The sequence below is a fragment of the Comamonas terrigena NBRC 13299 genome, from assembly GCF_006740045.1.
Lineage (GTDB): Bacteria > Pseudomonadota > Gammaproteobacteria > Burkholderiales > Burkholderiaceae_C > Comamonas > Comamonas terrigena.
Genome location: NZ_AP019749.1, coordinates 4,010,036 through 4,033,524 on the forward strand (window position 1 = coordinate 4,010,036; position 23,489 = coordinate 4,033,524).

The window sequence follows — 23,489 nt, forward strand, 5'->3', positions numbered from 1 at the left end:
TTCCGTAGGCGCCTCCGTCGGGGCCTCCGTTGGAGCTTCGGTAGGTGCTTCCGTCGGAGCCTCAGTAGGAGCCTCGGTTGGGGCTTCTGTCGGGGCCTCGGTAGGCGCTTCCGTGGGTGCCTCGGTTGGAGCTTCGGTAGGCGCCTCAGTCGGTGCTTCCGTCGGGGCCTCGGTAGGGGCTTCAGTCGGGGCTTCGGTAGGCGCCTCAGTCGGAGCCTCCGTAGGCGCCTCGGTCGCTGCAACCGCAGCCACGGCGGTTCCGCCACCAATGCGGTCAAACTGCACTGCAGGGGCACCACGTGGGTAGACCAAGGCCAGCGGCGATGTCACTTCCACCACATCGGCCAGACGGATAAAGGTGCTGCCGGTACCACCACCGCCGCTCAGCGTGGCCGCGGTGGGATCGAGTTCAGCCAAAGGATCCTGGCCGTCATTGATGGCGGCAATCAGGTTGTCCAGCAACGGGTCTGCAACCGCAGGCACGGCGGCTTCCGCGGCGGTCACGTCTTCAAATACTTCGGGCGCCAGGGCCACATCCTGGTTTTCGCCCAGCGTCAGAGGGGGCTGGCCGTCTGCCTGCAACTGCACGGTGCTGCCGGAAGCAGTCACCACCTGTGCATCGGCGGGGATGCGCATGCCTTCACGCAGGGGGGTCAGATTTCCATCCGCATCGCGGACCCACGCTTGCCCGGTGAGTTGGGCAACCAGAACAGTTGTCGTAGCCAAGTGCAGCCTCTTTCAGTAAGCAGTGCCCAGATGTCGATGCGGGGGGCCATCGCTCCAGGCTGTTTGTGCATACATCGTAAGAGATTGCCTACAAGGCGACCATTGGCCGCCACGCCAGTTCCCGCCCTCTTTTCACCAAGAGGCCACTTATATGTATCTCGAGCGCAACGGAAAAGACACTTCCTCTTGAGCGACCTCAACAACCCATCCGCAACGCCGCTGATGCGGTGGCACACCGCGCGACGGGCACTGGTTGTGATGTGCCGCCAGCTATTGCCAACCGCTGCCAACCATTGCCACGCGGGGTCAACAAGCCGCCCCCTTCAGAGCAGATAGCCATTGCACGCGGACAAGACGGGCTTTGCGCCGCCCCCGAATTTCCATAAAAAATAGCCGCTCATGAAGGCACAGCCTACACAAGCAGCTATTCTTTTTAAGCACCCACCGCATCTTCCGCACGGGACGGCAGGTGCGGCACAGGGCCTCTGCAGCGGATCTATGAGATCGATGAGATCTATGCCACCGGCACATGCACCCCCTGCGCCTGCAGCGCCTGGGCGGTCTCCGCATCCACGCTGCCCGCCAGATAGACCTCTACCTGCAGCGCCTGGGCCGTGGCCACCATGGCCTGCAGCAGATGCTGGCTGCCGGGGCTGGTGGTGGCCTGCTGGGCAAAGTCGCTGCCCAGCTTGACATAGGCCAGCGGCAGCAGATGCAGGCGTGCCAGGGCCATGGGCTCGTGTTCCAACCGGCGCAGGCCTACGTGCACACCCAGCGCTGCAGCAGCGCTGGCCAGGGCTTCCACCTCTTCCGCATAGGCCACCAGACCGTGAGCGTCCAGTTCCACCCACAGGCGCTGGCGCACATCCGCTGCCTGCTCCCACAGCGCACGCAGCTGCGGCAGGAAGCTGTCATCCGACAAGGAAGGCAGCGATACCTTCACCACCAGTTGGGCGCCTGCATGCTGCTGCAGCCACTGCAGTCCCAGCTGCATGGCACGTACGTCGAACGTGGCCGACATGCCCAGGCGCACGGCCACGGGCAGGAACAGCGCGCCCTGCAGCAATGCGCCATCGGCTTCCTGCAGCGTAAGCGAGGCTTCGTGGCGCTGCACGGCGGCGCTGGCAGCGGCATAGTTCTGTGCAGCCACCTGCAGGCTCAAGCGCTCTTCGGCCAGAGCCTGCACCAGCGTCTGCTGCCACTGGCGTTCGCTCACGGTGTTGCGCGGTGCGGCGTCGGTCAGGTATTCCACCTCTTCCTGGCCCACGCTCTCGCTGCGGCGCAGCCCCTGGTCCAGGCGGGACAGCAGTTCGCTCACGGTCACGCCGCTGTCGTAGTCGGTCAGCGCATAGGCCCAGCGGCACCATTGGCCCGGGCCAATCGGTTGGCGCAGCGCCTGCAGGTCATGCTTAATCTGCTGCACCACATGCATGGCAGCAGGCCCTTCCATGCCCGGCATCAGCACAATGAAGTCCGACCCGTTGAGGCGCGCCAGCAGCGTGCCGGCAGGCCCCTCGGCGGCCAAACGCAGGCCCACGCGCTCGGCCATGGCGGCCAGCCACGCGTCTGCGGGGGCGCGGGTCATATAGGTGTTGAGCGCCTGCAGATCGCGCTGGCGGAACAGCAGCACATGGCCGCCCACGGGCAGCGCCTGGCCGTCTGCCCCCACATCGCCTTGCAGCACACGGCGCAGTTCGTTCATGAAGTACTTGCGGTTGGGCAGCATCGTGACCTGGTCGCGGTTGAGCTCCACTTCCAGGGACTCGATGCGCTGCGTCTGCTCCTGCGCCGTGGCGCGCACACGCTCGCGGGTGTCGCTGATGGCGTGCACCACGTCGGTCAGCTCTGCCACCTTGCTGCGCAGCGGCGCCACCGCGCCTGGCGCGGTAGCGCCCGATGCCGTCGCCCCGATGGCCATCACCTGGGCAGAGATTTCCTCGCGCAGCACGCGGCTGAACCAGCTCAGCAAGCCCACCACCGACAGCGCCCACAGACCGCCTGCCACCAGCACCAACAACCCCATGCGGATGCTGCTGCTCCACAGTGCATCGCGCGCAAAAGTGTTGTCCACCGTGACCGACAGATTGCCCACCTGCTTCCAGCCGTCGCTGATGGCGCGCTGTGCCACCGGCACGCGCAGCGGCAGCAGGCGCGCAAACCAGGGCGGGGCCACCCCGTTGCCCGGGGTGTCCGGGTGGCTGCGCTCAAACAGCGTCTGGCCTTCGGTGCCCGTCAGGCTGATGGCGCGGAACTGCCCGCTGTCGAACAAGGCCATCATCAGCAGCTCGCGCGTGACCTCGTCCTGGTTGGCCGGCTGCGACAGCGACAGGGCGAGCGCGGACACCGCGTTCTCGCTTTGCGACTGCAACTGCCCATCCAGGTACTGGCGCGCGGCATGGATGCTCAGCGCCAAGGTGCCCGACAAAATGATCAAGATGGCCACGCTCACCGTGAGCAACAGACGTTTCAACAATGACATGCAAACCTCACCTTCATCCCTCTACCCTTGTTCTCTGCGGTAGTGACCGCCGGCCCCACTGACTCCACGGACCCCACCTACCTCGCCTATTCCACCTACTCCACCAGTCCGGCCTATCCCGTGCGTGACGGGCTCACGGCACAATGCCTTCCTGCTGCATGCGCCCCATCAAGCCTTTCCAGCGGCTGATGCGTTCCACCGAAGCGGGCTGCGCCCCGGTGACATAAATGCCCTGGGCGTTGAAACTGAACACAGGCGTCAGATCCTTGCGCTGGCTGGCAGGCAGAATGGTGCCCAGCAGGTTGTCCAGTACCAGGGGCTCGGACTGCGGCGTTTCGTAATAGCCCAGCACCATGTGGGCAATGCTTTGCGTGCTGCCCATGCCGCCCACCCGGGCGCGCACATAGATGAAACGCAGCTTTTCCACCGGCATGCCCAGGCGCACCAGTGAAAAGTACTTGCCAATCACATAGTCCTCACAATCGCCCGCGCGCTTGCCCAGGGTTTCCAGCGGGGTGGCCCAGTATTCGGCCTCGCCCCAGATCTGCTGGTCTTCGCCGCCCACAACGCTCTGATTCCAGAAATCGTTCACCGCCTGCAACTGCCCCTGCACGCTGCGCCCAGCCGACCTCTCCAGCATGGCCAGCCAGGCATCCAGCCGCTGCACGCTGCCCTCGCCAAAGCGGGACTGAATGCTCTGGCGCATCTGCTGTACATGGAACTCCAGCGCCTGCACATCCGGCGCGCGCCAGGCGCCCACCGACAGCACCGCCGCCACTGCCACCGTGCGCAATGCCCACAGCGCCGCACGGCGCACTGGCAAAAGACGGGGCACACACAGGGGCATGAAAAAAGTCCAGGCAGATTCCCGGGCGGGAGCAATCAGACAAACAAACAAGCACAGCCTGCCACGCAGCAGGCCCATGGCTGCAGTGCACCGTAAAAAACTGAAGTGTGCAAATGCTTCACCGCTCGCCCCCAGGGCACATGCCGGTGCCCGCACATTATCCCAGTGCCTCCGTCAACCACCAGCCCGCCTGTGCCAACAAAAAAAGAGCGCATGCAGCCATGCCCATGCGCGCTCTTGTTCTGCATTCAGCACCTGGCAGCGCCAGAGAAGGACGATGTCCTTCTCTGGCATCCGTCGTCGTCAGTGGTTGCCCCCCCACCTGCAGCTTCCCTTGGTCGATCAGGCTCTTGATCAGCGCATTCTGGTCTGCCGCCGTATCTGCAGCATTCCATTGCACACCTTCTAGCGTGATCTTCTGGTCGAAGTTGGTCAGCGTGTCGTTCAGGACACCGCTGCTGGACACCTTGAGCACCGTGTTGCTTCCTTCAACATCAATGTGCAGGAACTTGCTGAGATCCGCCGTCGCACTGTCCTCGCCCTGCAACAGATCGCTCAGATCCAGCTTGTCCTTGCCATGGCCAAAGTCCAGCACCACATCCTTGGCGGGCGCGGCGGCCGATCCCTGGTCCCCGGCATTCCACTTGAAGGTGTCGTTGCCTGCACCGCCCAGCAAGATGTCGTCGCCCGGAGAGCCAAGCAAGGTGTCATCTCCGCCAGTGCCCTTGTGCGTTTCCACCACGGCATCCGCTCCGGTCAACAACAGTCCGCTGCTCTTGAGGGCGCTTGCCAAGCCCGCAGTATTCGTCCCCATGAGTGATGTCAGGCTCGCCAGGGTGTAGTTGTCAAACACAATGGTTTGCACCACATCCCCTCCCACAGAACCCACCAGCAAGGCGGCTTTCCCGCCCACGTCGGCAAAGGTAAGCAGATTGCCCGGCACATCGCTCAAATCAATGACATCGCCGGTGTAAGTCGTCAACGAACCCACCTGGGTCGTCACGATATCACCTGTGGTATCGCTGCCCGTGGAAGTCGCTGCAGTAATGTTCAGAGCATGGTCCGCCGAAGTGATACTGAACGTATTGTTCGCCGTGTCGTAGCTCACGATGTAACCGTCGGCTTCCAACTTAGTCCGCAAGTCGTTTGCCGCCGAATCAAAGCGCGTGTTGCTGGCCGAAGCGGAACTCCCCGTAGTATTCCCGGTATTGACTCCCGTATAAGTCTTCCCGTTGATCGTGATCTTGATGTTCTCGTTGCTGTTGTTATCAAACCCGGTAATGGAATCATTGAAATCGACGGTGTATTTCCACGGTGTCCCCGTAACTTTGGTCACCTCAAAATCCATCACACGGTCCACACCACCATCCAGATCGGCCAGCGACCATTGGAAGGTGTCGGCTCCCGCTCCACCGATCAACAGATCATCGCCTGTCCCGCCCACCAGCAGGTCTTTGCCCGTTCCGCCGTAGAGCTTGTCGTTTCCGCTTCCGCCATACAGTTTGTCGTCACCAGCTTGACCAAAAATGGTGTCATTGCCTGCACCACCGTACAAGGTGTCACTACCGCCCACCGTGCCCTCTTGGGCATAGGTCGGGTTAGCCGAGGTGAGATTGGCGTAAATGTCATTCAGTCGGTCTGCTTCCGTGGCGTTCGGATGCGCTGCCAAGTATGCTGCCCAGCCTTTGTCTGCCGCTGTGGAGTAGATGCTGTCACCCAGAATGACATCGTTGCCCGCACCCCCGTGGATGGTGTCGTTGCCCACGGCATTGATACCGCCGCTGGAGCCCACCAATTGGCCGATCACCGTCGACAACTGCGCACCATTCGACACGCTGTCTGCTCCATTCCCGATAGCACCTTCCAACTGCGACAGGAAATTCACCGTGCTGCTGTTGACATCAATGCCCACGGCGTCAATGGAGAAGCCCTTTCCAATGATCTTATTGACTTCGCTGTCTGAGTCTGCTTTGTTCGGGTCAGAAGAAGTGAATGTCCCTAAAACATGCGCCATGGCATTTGCTTCGCCATTGTTCGTTCCGAAGTAATTGATACCCTTTCCACTGTTGTCCTGCGCATAGGTTGGATCACCATCAGTGATAAACACCAGCTTGTTAACACTGGCACCACTCAATGGCGGCGCATTGGTTCCCGTGCCTGAGGTCGAATTGATCCACTTATATGCCGTATCCAACCCGGCTTCGTAATTGGTGTACTCGTATGCACCGCCTTTATATGCAGGCACATTATTCACCGCAGCAATTGCATCATCCAACGCTTTCTGGCTATCAACGCCGTTACTTGTAAGCAGGAAGGAGCCCAGGTCTTTGGAACTGGTTCCGAACGTCACCAGATGCACCATCACATCTTTGGCTCCTGAAGCTGCCAGGTCCTTCAGCGCTTGAACCACGGCAGCCTTCATGGTGGCAAGTCGGGTACTACCATCCATCGACATGCTGCTGGAAGCATCAAGCACCAACACGATATTGGCCGTTGCCCCCGGAACCAGCGTATCCCCACCCATATCGCCGATCACCACATCGTTGGCATCGCCTCCTTGCAGATTACCGTTGCCATTGGGATCGACAATCAGCTTCGGAGCATCGTTGTTCTGACCATTGATGGTGATGATGATGGTCGCCGTTGACGTGGAGCCATCCTTGTCCGTCACTTGGTAAGTGAAGGTATCGGTCAGCGTATCCCCTGCGGCCATCTGCTTGACGTCAGGATTGCTGTTGTTCAACTGGTAGCTATAGCCACCATTGGGATTCAACGTGATCGTGCCGTATTGGCCTTGGCCACTGCTGATCAATGTGGTGCTGTGTTCGGCCTTGGTGCCATCACCCAGGGTGTCGTTATCCAGCACATTCCCCGTCGCTGGCTGCGTGGCGCCTTCATTGATCTCACCTGTATCTTTGACCGCCAGAGGATCCTTGGGTACCACAGGCGTGTCAATGATCGCCGTATCCAGCGTGTTCAATGCCTCGTAATCTCCACCTTCGTGGTCTATCACGCTGTATTCAGCGCTTGAACCGCCTACATTGGTGTTGGCAAAGCTCACGGTACCACTTGTGGCGTTTGCCTCGATCGTGATTTCTTGCCCATTGTTCAGCTTCAAAATCAGCTGCGTTTTAGGAGCATGGTCGACGGTCGCAGTAATGGTGATCAACCCGCCAACTAGTACAGTCGAATCGCTCAGTGTCACCGTCGTGGTGTCGATGCTGTCACCAATCACCACCGGTGTGCTTTCGTTGACCACGTCCAGGTATTCAAAGTTGCCGCCTTCCTCTACGGCCTTGAAGTCCGTGGCCACCAGGTTCGCATCGGGTTCCTTCAAGACGTCCGAGTTCGGGTAACCAGCCAGCGGAACGGCATCACCCGTCAGACCCGAGCCCCAGCCCAGCGTCACCGTTCCCTTCGTGGCGCCTGCGGCCACCGTGACGTTCACGGTCTGGCCGTTTACCTGGAAGCTGAAGTTCTGCGCACCTTGCGTGGCGTTGTCCAGCGTCACCGTGTAGGTGATCGAGCCGTTGTCTTCATTGCCTGCACCTTCGCTGGTCAGCGTGGCAGTGGTGGTGTCGATGCTGTCACCAATCACCACCGGTGTGCTTTCGTTGACCACGTCCAGGTATTCAAAGTTGCCGCCTTCCTCTACGGCCTTGAAGTCCGTGGCCACCAGGCTCGCATCGGGTTCCTTCAAGACGTCCGAGTTCGGGTAACCAGCCAGCGGAACGGCATCACCCGTCAGACCCGAGCCCCAGCCCAGCGTCACCGTTCCCTTCGTGGCGCCTGCGGCCACCGTGACGTTCACGGTCTGGCCGTTTACCTGGAAGCTGAAGTTCTGCGCACCTTGCGTGGCGTTGTCCAGCGTCACCGTGTAGGTGATCGAGCCGTTGTCTTCATTGCCTGCACCTTCGCTGGTCAGCGTGGCAGTGGTGGTGTCGATGCTGTCACCAATCACCACCGGTGTGCTTTCGTTGACCACGTCCAGGTATTCAAAGTTGCCGCCTTCCTCTACGGCCTTGAAGTCCGTGGCCACCAGGCTCGCATCGGGTTCCTTCAAGACGTCCGAGTTCGGGTAACCAGCCAGCGGAACGGCATCACCCGTCAGACCCGAGCCCCAGCCCAGCGTCACCGTTCCCTTCGTGGCGCCTGCGGCCACCGTGACGTTCACGGTCTGGCCGTTTACCTGGAAGCTGAAGTTCTGCGCACCTTGCGTGGCGTTGTCCAGCGTCACCGTGTAGGTGATCGAGCCGTTGTCTTCATTGCCTGCACCTTCGCTGGTCAGCGTGGCAGTGGTGGTGTCGATGCTGTCACCAATCACCACCGGTGTGCTTTCGTTGACCACGTCCAGGTATTCAAAGTTGCCGCCTTCCTCTACGGCCTTGAAGTCCGTGGCCACCAGGCTCGCATCGGGTTCCTTCAAGACGTCCGAGTTCGGGTAACCAGCCAGCGGAACGGCATCACCCGTCAGACCCGAGCCCCAGCCCAGCGTCACCGTTCCCTTCGTGGCGCCTGCGGCCACCGTGACGTTCACGGTCTGGCCGTTTACCTGGAAGCTGAAGTTCTGCGCACCTTGCGTGGCGTTGTCCAGCGTCACCGTGTAGGTGATCGAGCCGTTGTCTTCATTGCCTGCACCTTCGCTGGTCAGCGTGGCAGTGGTGGTGTCGATGCTGTCACCAATCACCACCGGTGTGCTTTCGTTGACCACGTCCAGGTATTCAAAGTTGCCGCCTTCCTCTACGGCCTTGAAGTCCGTGGCCACCAGGCTCGCATCGGGTTCCTTCAAGACGTCCGAGTTCGGGTAACCAGCCAGCGGAACGGCATCACCCGTCAGACCCGAGCCCCAGCCCAGCGTCACCGTTCCCTTCGTGGCGCCTGCGGCCACCGTGACGTTCACGGTCTGGCCGTTTACCTGGAAGCTGAAGTTCTGCGCACCTTGCGTGGCGTTGTCCAGCGTCACCGTGTAGGTGATCGAGCCGTTGTCTTCATTGCCTGCACCTTCGCTGGTCAGCGTGGCAGTGGTGGTGTCGATGCTGTCACCAATCACCACCGGTGTGCTTTCGTTGACCACGTCCAGGTATTCAAAGTTGCCGCCTTCCTCTACGGCCTTGAAGTCCGTGGCCACCAGGCTCGCATCGGGTTCCTTCAAGACGTCCGAGTTCGGGTAACCAGCCAGCGGAACGGCATCACCCGTCAGACCCGAGCCCCAGCCCAGCGTCACCGTTCCCTTCGTGGCGCCTGCGGCCACCGTGACGTTCACGGTCTGGCCGTTTACCTGGAAGCTGAAGTTCTGCGCACCTTGCGTGGCGTTGTCCAGCGTCACCGTGTAGGTGATCGAGCCGTTGTCTTCATTGCCTGCACCTTCGCTGGTCAGCGTGGCAGTGGTGGTGTCGATGCTGTCACCAATCACCACCGGTGTGCTTTCGTTGACCACGTCCAGGTATTCAAAGTTGCCGCCTTCCTCTACGGCCTTGAAGTCCGTGGCCACCAGGCTCGCATCGGGTTCCTTCAAGACGTCCGAGTTCGGGTAACCAGCCAGCGGAACGGCATCACCCGTCAGACCCGAGCCCCAGCCCAGCGTCACCGTTCCCTTCGTGGCGCCTGCGGCCACCGTGACGTTCACGGTCTGGCCGTTTACCTGGAAGCTGAAGTTCTGCGCACCTTGCGTGGCGTTGTCCAGCGTCACCGTGTAGGTGATCGAGCCGTTGTCTTCATTGCCTGCACCTTCGCTGGTCAGCGTGGCAGTGGTGGTGTCGATGCTGTCACCAATCACCACCGGTGTGCTTTCGTTGACCACGTCCAGGTATTCAAAGTTGCCGCCTTCCTCTACGGCCTTGAAGTCCGTGGCCACCAGGCTCGCATCGGGTTCCTTCAAGACGTCCGAGTTCGGGTAACCAGCCAGCGGAACGGCATCACCCGTCAGACCCGAGCCCCAGCCCAGCGTCACCGTTCCCTTCGTGGCGCCTGCGGCCACCGTGACGTTCACGGTCTGGCCGTTTACCTGGAAGCTGAAGTTCTGCGCACCTTGCGTGGCGTTGTCCAGCGTCACCGTGTAGGTGATCGAGCCGTTGTCTTCATTGCCTGCACCTTCGCTGGTCAGCGTGGCAGTGGTGGTGTCGATGCTGTCACCAATCACCACCGGTGTGCTTTCGTTGACCACGTCCAGGTATTCAAAGTTGCCGCCTTCCTCTACGGCCTTGAAGTCCGTGGCCACCAGGCTCGCATCGGGTTCCTTCAAGACGTCCGAGTTCGGGTAACCAGCCAGCGGAACGGCATCACCCGTCAGACCCGAGCCCCAGCCCAGCGTCACCGTTCCCTTCGTGGCGCCTGCGGCCACCGTGACGTTCACGGTCTGGCCGTTTACCTGGAAGCTGAAGTTCTGCGCACCTTGCGTGGCGTTGTCCAGCGTCACCGTGTAGGTGATCGAGCCGTTGTCTTCATTGCCTGCACCTTCGCTGGTCAGCGTGGCAGTGGTGGTGTCGATGCTGTCACCAATCACCACCGGTGTGCTTTCGTTGACCACGTCCAGGTATTCAAAGTTGCCGCCTTCCTCTACGGCCTTGAAGTCCGTGGCCACCAGGCTCGCATCGGGTTCCTTCAAGACGTCCGAGTTCGGGTAACCAGCCAGCGGAACGGCATCACCCGTCAGACCCGAGCCCCAGCCCAGCGTCACCGTTCCCTTCGTGGCGCCTGCGGCCACCGTGACGTTCACGGTCTGGCCGTTTACCTGGAAGCTGAAGTTCTGCGCACCTTGCGTGGCGTTGTCCAGCGTCACCGTGTAGGTGATCGAGCCCGCATCCTCGTTGCCCTCTCCTGCGCTGGTCAGCGTGGCGGTCGTGGTGTTGATGCTGTCACCGATCACCACCGGTGTGCTGCTGTTGACCACGTCCAGGTCTTCAAAATTGCCACCGCTGCCATCGGCCGCAAAGCCGTCGACAGTCAAGCTGACGTTGTCTTCCTTGAAGACGTCCGAGTCGGGGTAGCCCTCCAGTGCCACCGTGCCCGGTGGCAGTTCGGTGCCCCAGCCCACGGTGACCGTACCGGTGGCTGCACCGGCAGCCACGGTGATGGTCACTTCCTGGCCATTGCTCAGCGTGAGCTTGAAGTCCTGCGCACCTTGCGTGGCATTGTTCAGCGTCACCGTGTAGGTGATCGAGCCGGCATCTTCGTTGCCCTCTCCTGCGCTGGTCAGCGTGGCCACAGTCTGGTCACCATCGTCCACCACATCCGTGCTGGCTGGGCTGCCGGTGTCAATACTGGTGTAGCCGCCGCCCGTTGTGCCGCCTACCTCGAACGTCAAGGTATCCGTGCCCTGCAGGTACGCTTCATCAGGACGGGTGGAAATCTCCACGCTCCCGGTGGTGGACCCCACAGGAATGATGATGATTTGGCCGGTAGTGAGCGTGATGACCAGGTCAGAGCCCACGGGCGGGTTGTTGACCGTGGCAGTCACCACGATCAGGTTGCCTTCAATCACCTGCGCCGCTGCGCTCAAGGTGATCTGCCCGGCATAGGTGGCAGGCTCAGTGGGTGCCGCTGTATCCGCAGCGGCTGCCTGCACCGCTGCAGCGCCGCTGGTACGGTCCTGCACCTCTTCCGAAGTGCCGCGGGGGTAGGCCAGCGCCAGCGGGGATGTGACTTCCACCACACTGGACAGGCGCGTGAAGCTGCTGCCAGCACCACCACCACCCGCCAGCACTGCGGCGGTGGGTTCCAGATCTGCCAACGGATCCTGCCCCTGGTTGATGGCCGCAATCAGGCCATCGACCTGCGCATCAGCGGCAGCGGGCACGGCCGCTTCGGCCGCGGGAACATCCTCGAACACATCCTTGTTCAAAGCCACGTTCTGGTTCTCACCCACGGTCATGGGCGGCTGACCATCGGCTTGCAGCTGGACCGTACTGCCGGAGGCGGTCACGAGCTGTGCATCCACCGGGATGCGCATGCCTGTGCGCAAGGGGGTAAGGTTGCCATCCGCATCGCGGATCCATGCTTGACCAGTCAGCTGCGTAACGAGAACGGTGGTGGTTGCCATGATTTGTCTCTCTGAGTGAATGCGTGAGAAGCCCTGTGCCTATGACCTTCATGAGGCATCTGGGAGGCATGGTAGGAAGCCACCTGCTTCGTTGCTATTGGCGGCGGCGCCAGTGATTGGCTGCGCCGCCAAACGGTCGTTCTGAACGGATTTGATACGGCCCATGAACGCAAAAGGCCTGCCGAAACGGCAGGCCTTTTGCTTCTGGGCGCAGGTGTCCCTGCGCCCTTCAAGACATCAAATTACATAGCAATCTATGCTTACCCAAGCTGCGTACACCGCACTCTTACTGCAACCCGATGTACAGCTCACGCAGGCGTTTTCTTGCCAATGCCGTGCACTTTCAGGGCCAGCATCAGGCGGTCGCTCACCTGCAGCTTTTCAAAAATGGCCGACAAGTGGGCACGCACGGTCCGCTCGCTGATGGACAAACGGTCGGCAATTTCCGCATTGCTGTCCCCCATGGCCGCAAAGCGTGCCACCTCCTGTTCGCGCTGGGACAGTGCATCGGCCCACTGCACCCCGGGTTCAGGCAGACGGGTGCCCACATCCTGCAGCAAGCGCTGCAGCAAGGAACGACCCAGCCAGATATTGCCGGTGGCAATGCTCTGCAAGATGCTGCCCAGCGTTGCCGGGGTGGAATAGGCATGCGCATAACCGCTGGCACCGGCCCCTAGCACCTGTCGGCCTACGTCATCACTGGGACGGCTGCTCAGCACCAGCAGCTTCACCTCGCCCAGCAGGCTGCTCCAGCGCGCATCGCCCCATTGCGGCAGCTGCGGCAGGCTTGCATCCAGAATGGCCAGATGCCGGCCTTGCTGTTTCCAGCGCTCCAGATCCGCCAAGCTGGTGCCGCGTGCAGGCAGCCACTGCGGGCCTGCCACCTGCTGCCAGTGCTGCCACAGCGCAGCATCTTGTGTGAGCATCAAAACGGGCAGTGCATACATTCCAATTCCCCCCAGATCATTTCTTCGTTTTAGGTGAGCTAGCGTTCGGTCAAGGCATTCGACTTGGCACGCAGGATGGGCTTGAGCAGGTACTGCATCAGCGTGCGCTGGCCGGTGAGGATGTGCACCTCGGCCTGCATGCCGGGGATGATGGGGCGCGAATCGTCACCCACATGGGCGCGCTCGGTACGCACCTTGCCGATGTAGAAGGAGTTGCCCTTCTCGTCGGTGATGGTGTTGGCACCGATCTGCTCCACCAGACCGCTCAAGCCGCCGTAGATGGCAAAGTCGTAGGCAGTGAACTTGACTTCGGCCTTTTGCCCGAAGTGCAGAAAGCCAATGTCTCGCGGGTTGATCTGCACCTCCAGCAGCAAGGTGTCATCCGTAGGCACGATGTCCAGGATGTCCTTGCCAGGCTGCACCACACCGCCCACGGTATTGGCCATCAGCGTGTTGACTGTGCCGCGCACGGGGGAGCGAACCTCGGCCAGCTTCACACGATCTTGCAGCGCCAGTTGGCCCTGCTCCAGGGAGCTGAGCTTGGCGCGGGCGTCCGACAGCTCCACACGCGCCTGGTTGCGCACATTGAGCTCGGCTTCTTGAATCTTCTTCTCCGCTTCCTGAATGGCTGCACGGATGCGGTCGCTTTGGGCGCCGGCCGCCTTGGCCTCACCGCAGAAACGGGCCACGTCACGTTGCAGGCGCAACAGGTCCACTTCCGACACGGCACCGCTCTTGAGCAGCGGCTTGGTCACCGCCAGTTCTTCCGATGTCAGGCTGCAGCTGGACGATGCCTGGTCACGGTTGGCCAGGGTTTCACGCAGCTCCTGCTGGCGTTGGCGCAGCTGGTCGCGGGCGATGTTGATGGTGGTGTTGAATTCCTGCGTGCGGCTTTCCCAGACCCGGCGTTCCATTTCCGCCAGCTTGGGGGCTGCCGTCATGACTTCCTCCGGCATCTGCATCACCTCGCCCGAAGCCAGGGCTTCCAGGCGTGCCGCCTTGGCTTTCAGCGACAGCACTTCGGCCTTGTTCTCCCCCAGCGAAGCGCTGTAGCGCGTGGGGTCGATGCGCAGCAGCACCTGGCCTTCTTCCACATGCTGGCCGGGGCGCACCAGAATTTCTTCCACCACCCCGCCGTCCAGGCTTTGCACCACCTGCACCTGGCGCGAAGGAACCACCTTGCCCTGGCCGCGCACCACCTCGTCGATATGCCCCAGGCAGGCCCAGACCAGCAGGACCAGCACCACCACCAGCGATGCCCAGACCAATAGGCGCGAGCCCTTGGCTTGCTGCTGGCCGGTGGCCCATTGCGCATCGGCCGCAAAGTCGGCCGCGTTGTGCTGGCTGACAGCTTCGCTGCCATCCATCAGCCATTGAATGCCGCGGCGCAGACGGCTTGCGATCTTGTCTTTGATATTCACAGTCATGCCCGCCCTGCCACGCTTCCGATACGACCTTGCTTGAGGGCCTGAACCACCTGGTCCTTGGGACCATCGGCCACAATCTTTCCGCCATCCACCACGATCAGGCGGTCCACCAGTTCCAGCAATGCGGTGCGGTGTGTCACCAGCAGCATGCTCTTGCCCTTGCCGGCCTCCATCAGGCGGCGGCGCAACATGGCTTCGCTCTGGTTGTCCAGGTTGCTGCTGGGTTCGTCCAGCAACAGCACTGCCGGGTCATGGATCATGGCGCGCGCCACCGCAATGGATTGGCGCTGGCCGCCCGACAAGGACTCGCCGCGCTCACCGATGGGCATGTCGTAGCCATCGGGGTGCTGGTCGGCAAATTCGTTCACACCGGCCAGGTGGGCGGCGCGCAGCATGTCGTCTTCGCTGGCAAACGGCGCACCGATCAGCAGGTTGTGCTTGAGGCTGCCGTAGAACAGCATGGGGTCCTGGGGCACGTGGCCGATGGCGCGGCGCAGGTCGCTGGGGTCGATCTGGCGCACGTCCACCCCATCCACCAGCACCGCACCTTCGGTCGGCTGGTACAGGCCCAGCACCAGCTTTTCGAGGGTGCTCTTGCCCGATCCAATGCGGCCGATGATGCCCACACGCTCACCGGCAGCCACTTTCAGCGACAGATTGCTGAGCACCGGCTGCTTGCTGCCGGGGTAGGAGAAGCTGACGTTGCGGAACTCGATCGCCCCCTGCAGGTTCGGGCGGCTGACATATTCCTTGTCCTGCGAGCGCTCCACCGGCATCTTCATGTAGTTGTCGATGGAGTTCAGCGAGGTGCGCGCGTTCTGGTACTGCATCATCAGCCCTGCCACCTGCCCCAGCGGCGCCAGGCAGCGCCCTGCAATCATGGAGGCTGCGATGATGCCACCCATGGAAAGCGATGCGTCCTGCACCAGATAGACACCGATCACCACCACTGCCACAGACACCATCTGCTGCATGGTCTGCACAAAGTTCACCGTGGCCGAGGAGATCAGCTTGATCTTGCCGCCCATGTAGGCCAGATATTCGGTGGAGCTCTCCCACAGGCGCTGCACGCTGCCCTGGGCGTTCAGGGTCTTGACGGCTTCCAGATTGGTCAGCGACTCCACCAGCACCGCATTGCGCTGCGAAGCCGCCTGGAAGGTCTTGATGGTCATGGCTTCCATGCGTGCCTGGGCGGCAAACGACACGGCCAGCACGGCGGCAATCGCCACCACCGGCGGAATCAGCATCCACGGCGAGATCCAGGCCAGCACGGCCAGGAACAGCAGCACAAACGGCAGATCGACCAGCGTGGTCAGGCTGGCCGAGGCAATGAAGTCGCGCACCGATTCAAACGAGCGCAGGTTCGACGCAAACGAGCCCACCGAAGCGGGCCGCGCCTCCATGCGCAGGTCCAGCACCCGTTCCATGATCTGGGCGGACAGCTTGACGTCCACACGCTTGCTGGCGGTATCCACCACATAGGAACGCAAGGTGCTCAGCGCAAAGTTGAACAGCAGCACCAGGCCGATGCCGATCGCCAGCACCCACAGGGTTTCAAACGCATTGTTGGGTACGACCCGGTCGTACACATTCATGGAGAACATGGGCATGGCCAATGCAAACACATTGATCAGCACTGCGGCCACCAGCGCATCACGGTACAGGCGCCAGTTCTCCCAGATCACGGCCCAGAACCAGTGGCTGCTGCGCGCCTCCGTTCCGGCCTGGATGGAACGCTTTTCCAGCCGGAACTGCGGACGCACAAAGCACATCACGCCGGCGTACTGGGCCTGCAACACCTCCCGCTCCACCAGCACCGCGCCTTCAGACTCCGGGTACTGCATTAGCAACCGCCCATCGGCCTGCACCTGCAGCAGCAGGGCCGCGCGGTCACCTTTCAGCAATACGATGGCCGGCAGCAGCTCCGCCGGCAGATGGTCCAGGTGGCGGCGCACCACACGAGCCGTGCAGTGTGCACGCTGTGCTGCCCGTGCCAGCAATGATGGCGTCAGGCGCTGGTTCACCAAAGGCAAGCCGCTGCTCAAGGCCTGCGCAGTCAGTGGATTGCCATGGATGCGCGTGATTTCGACCAGGCAGGCCAGCAAGGGATCGTCATGCACCGTATGGGGTGCCGGCATGCCCTGGAGCGTCACCGAGGGGCCCGGTGACCGCACCGCATCGGCATCCATCTTTCCGGCAGCGGCCAGTATGGCCTGGGCTTCGGATTGGGCTCCGGATTGGGTGTGTGCATCCGCTTGCGGACGCACGGCCTCGGAGGCCACGGTATCTTTTTCTTGAAGCGACATGGATATCTCAGATCAACTCATCGTCGTCATTGATCAGGCTGTGCGTATCGCGCATGCGCTGACGGGCAGCCTTGCGGCGTTCCAATTTTTCCAGGGCCTGGGGGGGGCAGATCGGTCAGGCGCAAAGTCCCGTTGCGCAGCAATGCATCAATCAAGTCTTCCAGCACGCGGATGAAACCGTCGTCCAGATCGCTCATCGCCTGCTTGCCACGTCCCGCAGAATCTTCCGGTGGCTGGTGTGGATGGTCCATGTCTCTTACAGGGACCGGCATCACGCCGGTCCCGTTTCGTTGCAAAGGTTGCCCCGTACTACTTGGTTTTCAGCACAGGGGGCTTGTCCCCGTCACCATACGCTACGACAGGAGCCAGATTGGTAGTGTCAGGCAATGGAGTCATGCAAGCTTGCAGTAGATCATCCGGCAGCACCAGGGACTGCTGCTCTTCAGGCAGATCCCCTGCATGCGGCTGTGCCAGACCCAGCGTGGTCAGCAGCTTGTTCGACAGCGCCAGCCACTGGTACTCCTGCTTCTTCAGGTCGTACTGCGCGTTGAGCAGCGAACGGCGTGCATCGAACAGCTCGTTCTCGGTATCCAGCAAGTCCAGCAGCGAGCGCTGGCCAATCTGGAACTGCTGCTGATAGGCCACTTTCACCTTGCTGGTGGACAGCTCGTGCTCACGCAGGAAAGGCAGTTGCTGGCGCAGACGCACGATGTTGTTCCACGACACCGACAGCTCCTGCTGGATGTTGCGGCAGGTGTAATCCGCCACATCGCGCGCCGCATAGCCCTGGGCAATCGTCTGGCGCACGCGCGCCTCATCGGCACCGCCGCGGTACAGGTTGTAGGTCATCAGCACCTGCACATTGGCGGTCTGCATGTCGCGGTAGATGCCGTCCGGCTGGGTGCGGTCGCGCCCCACGCCAGCGCGCAGTTCCACCAGCGGAGCGCGCGAGCCCTTGGCCGATTTCTCACCCGCCTGGGCGGCCTGCACCAGCGCCTGCTTGGACAGCAGGCTGGGGTTGCCGCGCAGGGATTCGACAAAATTCTGCGTCGTACCGGCATTGGGCAGCTGTGCCGTGATATCCGGCACCGGATCCAGATCGGCCACTGGATATTCCCCGATCACACGGCGGTAGCGCTGCGTCACATCGTTGAGGTTGTTGCTCTCGGTCATCAGATTGGTCTGCGCCAATGCCAGACGGCCATTGGCCTGCTCCAGGTCGACGCCACGGCCCACACCGGACTGCTGACGTTCGCGCAACTGGCTCAGCGTGCCTTCGTGCATGCTGTAGTTCTCGCGCGCCATGCTGCGCATTTCGCGGTAGCGCTGCACATCCAGATAGGCGGCCACCGCCTCGTTGGCCAGGTTGTTGCTGGTCGCCATCAGTTCGTAATAGCCCGACAGCTTTTCATAGCCCCACTGGCGGATGTTGTTGGTGGTGATGCCACCATCAAAAATCAGCTGGCGCAGATCCAGGTTCCAGCCCGGACGGTTCCAGTCATAGTTGGACTGGCCAGGCATGTGGCTGCGCCACTCCTTGCCCACCCAACCCTGGGCCGTCACCTGGGGACGCCAGCCGCCACGGGCGATGTTTTGACCTTCCAGCGAAGAAACAAAATCCTGATAGCGCGCGCGCACCTCGGGGTGCGTGGTCACGGCTTTTTCCACGGCTTTGGGCAATTGCAGCACATTGCTGTTGCTGGCGGTTTGCGCCGCGGCACCCCAGGCCAGCGTGGCTGCGCCCATGGTGATGATGAGTTGTGCGATGGGTTTACGTTGCATATTCAAATCTCCTCGTGTTGCTGTACTCACGCCCTCTCCTGCGTGATGGCTAGTCCTGTGGGCACTAGCTCCTCCCGGAACGAGACACTGCGCTCTGGGCGCAAACAGAATCAGTCTCTGGGTGGCGTTTGCTGGAAGCGGTCTGATGCCGCACGCTACCCCCCTGACGACCGTCTGATGAAGCCGGGCCTCTTGCCCGTGCACACGACCGCCTTTCGGCAGCCAATGCGAAGACAGCAAGCTCTGAGCCCGCCGCTGTCGCCCGCGCATGTCTTGCATGCTTAAGTGACACAACCATGGTGGGAGGTTCCCCCTCGGCAAGGCGGAGCTACCGGTTTCCGGCCGGTATTCTTGAAGCATGACCTTGCGTCCTGACGGACCGTCTTCCATTTATGCGAATGGAAAATCGCGGCGAAATTGATCGGTCCTGAAAAAATTATAGTAATCACCTATTACAAAGGAAACAAGATTTACACAGATTGACAATCAATAAAAGGTACTTTCCGACGAAAGCGCATGCACACTTCGACTGTCGGCTTTTGGCTGACATAGCGCACAGCGGGCGATGCTGGTTTGCGCCAGCACAGAGTTCACCGCTTGTGCGCCAAAACAACATGGCCTCGGGATTCCCGGCACAAAAAAAGGAGCCCCAAGGCTCCTTTTTTTGTTGGCGTGTCAGCGCTGCTTACAGCGTGGAAACCATCTCCGGCACGGCCTGGAACAGGTCGGCTTCCAGCCCGTAGTCGGCCACCGAGAAGATCGGTGCTTCCGGGTCCTTGTTGATCGCCACGATCACCTTGGAGTCCTTCATGCCTGCCAAGTGCTGGATCGCACCCGAGATGCCAGCAGCGATGTACAGCTGCGGTGCCACGATCTTGCCGGTCTGGCCCACCTGCAGGTCGTTGGGGGCGTAGCCCGCGTCCACTGCCGCGCGCGAAGCGCCGATGGCCGCGCCCAGCTTGTCCGCCAGCGGGGTCATCACTTCGTTGAACTTCTCGGCCGAGCCCAGGGCGCGACCACCGGAGACGATGATCTTGGCGGCCGTCAGTTCGGGGCGGTCGTTCTTGGTCACTTCACGGCCCACGAAGCTGCTCTTGCCCGAGTCTGCCACGGCGGCCACGGTTTCCACGGCCGCAGCGCCGCCGGTGGCAGCCGCTGCATCAAAGCCGGTGCCGCGCACGGTGATCACCTTCACGGCGTCGGCCGACTGCACGGTGGCCACGGCGTTGCCGGCGTAGATGGGACGCTCGAAAGTGTCGGCGCTGTCCACCTTGGTGATGTCGCTGATCTGGCCCACGTCCAGCTTGGCGGCCACGCGGGGGGCCACGTTCTTGCCCGAGGCTGTGGCCGGGAACAGGATGTGGCTGTAGTTGCCGGCGATCGCCAGCACCTGGGCGGCCAGGTTTTCGGCCAGGCCGTCCTTGAGGCTGGCGCCGTCGGCGTGGATCACCTTGGACACGCCGGCGATCTGGGCCGCGGCAGCAGCCGCAGCACCGGCGTTGTCACCGGCCACCAGCACGTGCACATCGCCCCCGCAGGCCTTGGCGGCCGTCACGGTGTTCAGCGTTGCGCCCTTGATCGAAGCGTTGTCGTGTTCTGCAATAACGAGTGCGGTCATTTCTATGATCTCCTTGTGCTGCCTGTCTTAGATGACCTTGGCTTCGTTCTTGAGCTTGTCCACCAGAGCGGCCACGTCCGGCACCTTCACGCCGGCACCGCGCTTGGCAGGCTCGGCCACCTTCAGCGTCTTGATGCGGGGCGCCACGTCCACGCCCAGCTCTTCGGGCTTGAGAACATCCAGCTGCTTTTTCTTGGCCTTCATGATGTTGGGCAGCGTCACGTAGCGCGGCTCGTTCAGGCGCAGGTCGGTGGTGATGATGGCCGGGGTGGTCAGGGCCACGGTTTCCAGGCCGCCGTCCACTTCACGCGTGACGTTGACCTTGTCGCCCACGACTTCGACCTTGGAGGCGAAGGTCGCCTGGGGCAGGTCGGCCAGGGCCGCCAGCATCTGGCCGGTCTGGTTGTTGTCGCCGTCAATGGCCTGCTTGCCCAGGATCACCAGGCCGGGTTGTTCCTTGTCCACCAGGGCTTTGAGCAGCTTGGCGATCGCCAGCGGCTGCAGCTCGGCATCGGTCTCCACCAGGATGCCGCGGTCGGCACCGATGGCCATGGCCGTGCGCAGCGTCTCCTGGCACTGGGCCACGCCGCACGAGACCGCGATCACTTCCGTGACCACGCCTTTTTCCTTCAGGCGCACGGCTTCTTCCACCGCAATCTCGTCAAACGGGTTCATGCTCATCTTGACGTTGGCGATGTCCACGCCCGTGCCGTCCGACTTCACGCGGACCTTCACGTTGTAGTCCACCACCCGCTTGACTGGGACCAGTACCTTCATGGCTTTGCTCTTTCCACAAATAAGTGATTGAAATGGATGCCAGCACTTATACAGCAAGCACTGACAGCTATGAATTCAGGAATTCAGAAATCTGCCTTCCAGATGTACGAATTCCGCTCTTGAATACTGCAACTGCAGCATGGCATGCACGGTCACAGTTCGCCGAAGCCCTTTTCCACTCAGTCGAGGCGGGCTTCCGCCAGCTCGATCAGGTTTTTCCACACCGGCATTTCGCGGGCATAGGCCTTGGCAAACTCCTCCGGGCTGCTGAACATGGGCAAAAAGCCTGCTCCGGCAATGCGTTCCTGCACCTTCGGGTCCTTGGCGGACTCCCGCACCTGGGCATAAATCTGGTCCACGATGTCCTTGGGCGTGCCTGCCGGTGCCGCCATGGCCACCCAGCCGGCAATGGCGTAGGCCTCATCGGTCACGCCCTGCTCGTGGATCGTGGGCAGGTTGGGCAGCACGGTCATGCGCTGGCGGCCCGTCACGCCGATGGCCTTGAGGCGGCCGGAATCGATGAAGGCCTTGGTGTTCTGCGCGCTGGAGAAGCACAGCTGGAGCTGGCCGCCAATCAGCTCCTGGATCATCGGCGCTTCGCCCTTGTAGGCCACATGGGTCATCTCGGCACCGGTGGTCTTGCTCATGTAGGCACCACCCAGGTGGGCGTACGAACCCACGCCCCAGGAACCATAGGACACCTTGCCCTTGTTGGCCTTGACCCAGGCCAGCAGCTCCTTCATGTTGTTGGCCGGCACCGAAGGGTGCACCACCAGCGTGACCGGCGCCGACGCGATCTGCGACAGCATCAGCAGGTCCTTCTGCGGGTTGTAGGCCATCTTGGTGTAGAGAAACTGGTTGATCATCAGCGAGGTGCTGAGCGACAAGGCCAGCGTGTAGCCGTCCGCGGCCGCCTTGGCCACCTGGTCCGTGCCCAGCATGCCGGCTGCGCCGCCCTTGTTCTCGACCAGGATGGGCTGGCCCATGCGCTTGGACATGGACTCCCCCAGCACGCGGGCCACGATGTCGGTCGCACCACCGGGGTTGAAAGGCACGATGAAGCGCACAGGCTTGCTCGGATAGGCGGTCTTGGCCCAGGCTGCGTGGGGCAACAAGCTGCTGCCTGCCAGGGCGGCCATGCCTTGCAAGGCGGTGCGGCGGTTGAAATTCGGGGTACCCATGTCGTTGTCTCCTTCTGCAGTCGGTATGGGGGAAGTGAAAGCGCTTCCCGGGCCATCGAGCTGTGGCCCTTGCGGGAATCGCGGTCCTGGCCGCCGTGGGGCGGCCTTCATTCAGGCCTGTGGCAGGGTCAGCACGCCCTTGGCTTGCAGGGCCTGCAGTTCTGCTTCGGGCAGCTGCAGCAGTTGCTGCAGCACTTCCCGCGTGCCTTCGCCCAGCGTGGGGGGCGCATTGCGAATGGGCAGGCGCTGGCCGTCCAGGCGGTACGGGGGCGCAAACACCCAGGTCTGGCCCGCCACGGGGTGGGGCATTTGCTGGAAGACTCCGGCTTGCTTCGTGCGTTCGCTGGTCAGGGCGTCGTACAGACCGGCCACGCGGCCGCTGGGGATGCCGCAGGCGGCCATGCGCTCCAGCAGCACCTCGCGCTCGAACCCGGCAATGATGGCCATCATGATGGGCAGCAGTTCCAGGCGGTTCTTGGCACGCTCCACATTGGTGGCAAAACGCGGGTTCTCGACAATGTCGGGGCGCATCACCACCTGGCGGCAGAACTTGTCGAACTGGCTGTTGTTTCCCACCGCAATGATCAGCGGGCCGTCCGCGGCCTCGAACATGCCATAGGGCACGATGGACGGATGGGCATTGCCGTAGCGCTGGGTGTCGTGGCCCAGCAGCATGGCATCCAGGGCGTAGTAGCCGTTGATACCCAGGCCGCAGTCGTAGAGCGACAGCTCCACCTGGCGGCCACGGCCTGTGCGTTCACGGCGGAACAGGGCTGCCAGCACCGCCTGCGCGGCGTACATGCCGGTCATCAGATCGACCACGGCCACCCCGAACTTCAGCGGCGGAGTGCCCGCTTCGCCGTTGATGGCCATCAGGCCGGCTTCGGCCTGGATCACCAGGTCGTAGCCCGGGCGCTTGGCTTCGGGGGTGCTACTGTTGTAGCCGGCCACGCTGCAGTAGATCAGATCGGGCTTGATGGCCTTGAGCTGTTCGTAACCGATACCCAGTTTTTCGGCGCCGCCGTGCTTGAAGTTGTGGATCACCACGTCAAACTGCGGCAGCAGGTCATGGACCAGTTGCACACCTTCCGGGGTCTGCAGATCCAGGGTGATGGACCGCTTGTTGCGGTTCATGCTGTTGTAGTAGGTGGTCTCGGTCTTGCCGATGCGCATGCCCCAGTCGCGCGTATCGTCACCGCGACCGGGGTGTTCCACCTTGATCACTTCCGCGCCGAAGTCGGCCAGCACCTGTCCGCACAACGGGCCGGCAAACACACGCGAAAGGTCCAGCACGCGCACGCCTTCCAGCGGGAAATCCATCTCTTGGTCCTGGGCCTGCGCCATCTTTTCTGTCATTGCTC

At 62.0% G+C, this 23,489-nt stretch carries 11 protein-coding genes and 2 pseudogenes; all 13 read right to left on the reverse strand.

What is annotated here, in order from left to right; translation table 11 throughout:
* Window positions 1–360: 360 nt before the first annotated feature.
* Window positions 361–726, reverse strand: a pseudogene (locus CT3_RS21610) (retention module-containing protein); the annotation flags it as partial.
* A 514-nt stretch (window positions 727–1,240) separates the two neighbouring features.
* Window positions 1,241–3,205, reverse strand: a complete 1,965-nt coding sequence (locus CT3_RS18195; RefSeq protein WP_083520669.1) for a bifunctional diguanylate cyclase/phosphodiesterase — start codon at window positions 3,203–3,205, stop codon at window positions 1,241–1,243.
* Between the two features lie 133 nt (window positions 3,206–3,338).
* Window positions 3,339–4,052: a transglutaminase-like cysteine peptidase gene (locus tag CT3_RS18200; protein WP_083520670.1), complete on the reverse strand. Its 714-nt coding sequence runs from the start codon at window positions 4,050–4,052 to the stop codon at window positions 3,339–3,341.
* Window positions 4,053–4,209: 157 nt separating this feature from the next.
* Window positions 4,210–12,090 carry a retention module-containing protein gene (locus CT3_RS18205; protein WP_098066271.1) on the reverse strand — a complete coding sequence of 2,627 codons (7,881 nt, stop codon included), beginning with the start codon at window positions 12,088–12,090 and terminating at the stop codon, window positions 4,210–4,212.
* Between the two features lie 308 nt (window positions 12,091–12,398).
* Entirely contained in the window at window positions 12,399–13,037 is a 639-nt protein-coding gene (locus tag CT3_RS18210; protein WP_066541992.1) for a response regulator transcription factor, read from the reverse strand.
* A gap of 38 nt (window positions 13,038–13,075) precedes the next feature.
* Window positions 13,076–14,464, reverse strand: a complete 1,389-nt coding sequence (locus CT3_RS18215) for an HlyD family type I secretion periplasmic adaptor subunit (RefSeq protein WP_066541990.1) — start codon at window positions 14,462–14,464, stop codon at window positions 13,076–13,078.
* On the reverse strand, window positions 14,461–16,602 hold the full coding sequence (locus tag CT3_RS18220) for a type I secretion system permease/ATPase (RefSeq protein ID WP_066541996.1): 2,142 nt from the start codon (window positions 16,600–16,602) through the stop codon (window positions 14,461–14,463). Before CT3_RS18220 ends, CT3_RS18215 begins: the two co-directional genes overlap by 4 nt.
* A 175-nt stretch (window positions 16,603–16,777) precedes the next feature.
* Window positions 16,778–17,021: pseudogene (locus tag CT3_RS18225) on the reverse strand (hypothetical protein).
* A 58-nt stretch (window positions 17,022–17,079) separates the two neighbouring features.
* Window positions 17,080–18,552 carry a TolC family outer membrane protein gene (locus tag CT3_RS18230; RefSeq protein WP_066541988.1) on the reverse strand — a complete coding sequence of 491 codons (1,473 nt, stop codon included), beginning with the start codon at window positions 18,550–18,552 and terminating at the stop codon, window positions 17,080–17,082.
* A gap of 685 nt (window positions 18,553–19,237) precedes the next feature.
* Complete coding sequence (locus CT3_RS18235; protein WP_098066274.1) at window positions 19,238–20,170, reverse strand: electron transfer flavoprotein subunit alpha/FixB family protein; 933 nt, start codon at window positions 20,168–20,170, stop codon at window positions 19,238–19,240.
* A gap of 27 nt (window positions 20,171–20,197) precedes the next feature.
* A complete protein-coding gene (locus CT3_RS18240) occupies window positions 20,198–20,947 on the reverse strand; it encodes an electron transfer flavoprotein subunit beta/FixA family protein (protein ID WP_098066232.1) in 750 nt (249 codons plus the stop codon).
* A 179-nt stretch (window positions 20,948–21,126) separates the two neighbouring features.
* Window positions 21,127–22,128, reverse strand: a complete 1,002-nt coding sequence (locus tag CT3_RS18245; RefSeq protein WP_066540886.1) for a Bug family tripartite tricarboxylate transporter substrate binding protein — start codon at window positions 22,126–22,128, stop codon at window positions 21,127–21,129.
* 111 nt (window positions 22,129–22,239) lie between these two features.
* Window positions 22,240–23,484: a CaiB/BaiF CoA transferase family protein gene (locus tag CT3_RS18250; RefSeq protein ID WP_370510782.1), complete on the reverse strand. Its 1,245-nt coding sequence runs from the start codon at window positions 23,482–23,484 to the stop codon at window positions 22,240–22,242.
* Window positions 23,485–23,489 lie beyond the last annotated feature (5 nt).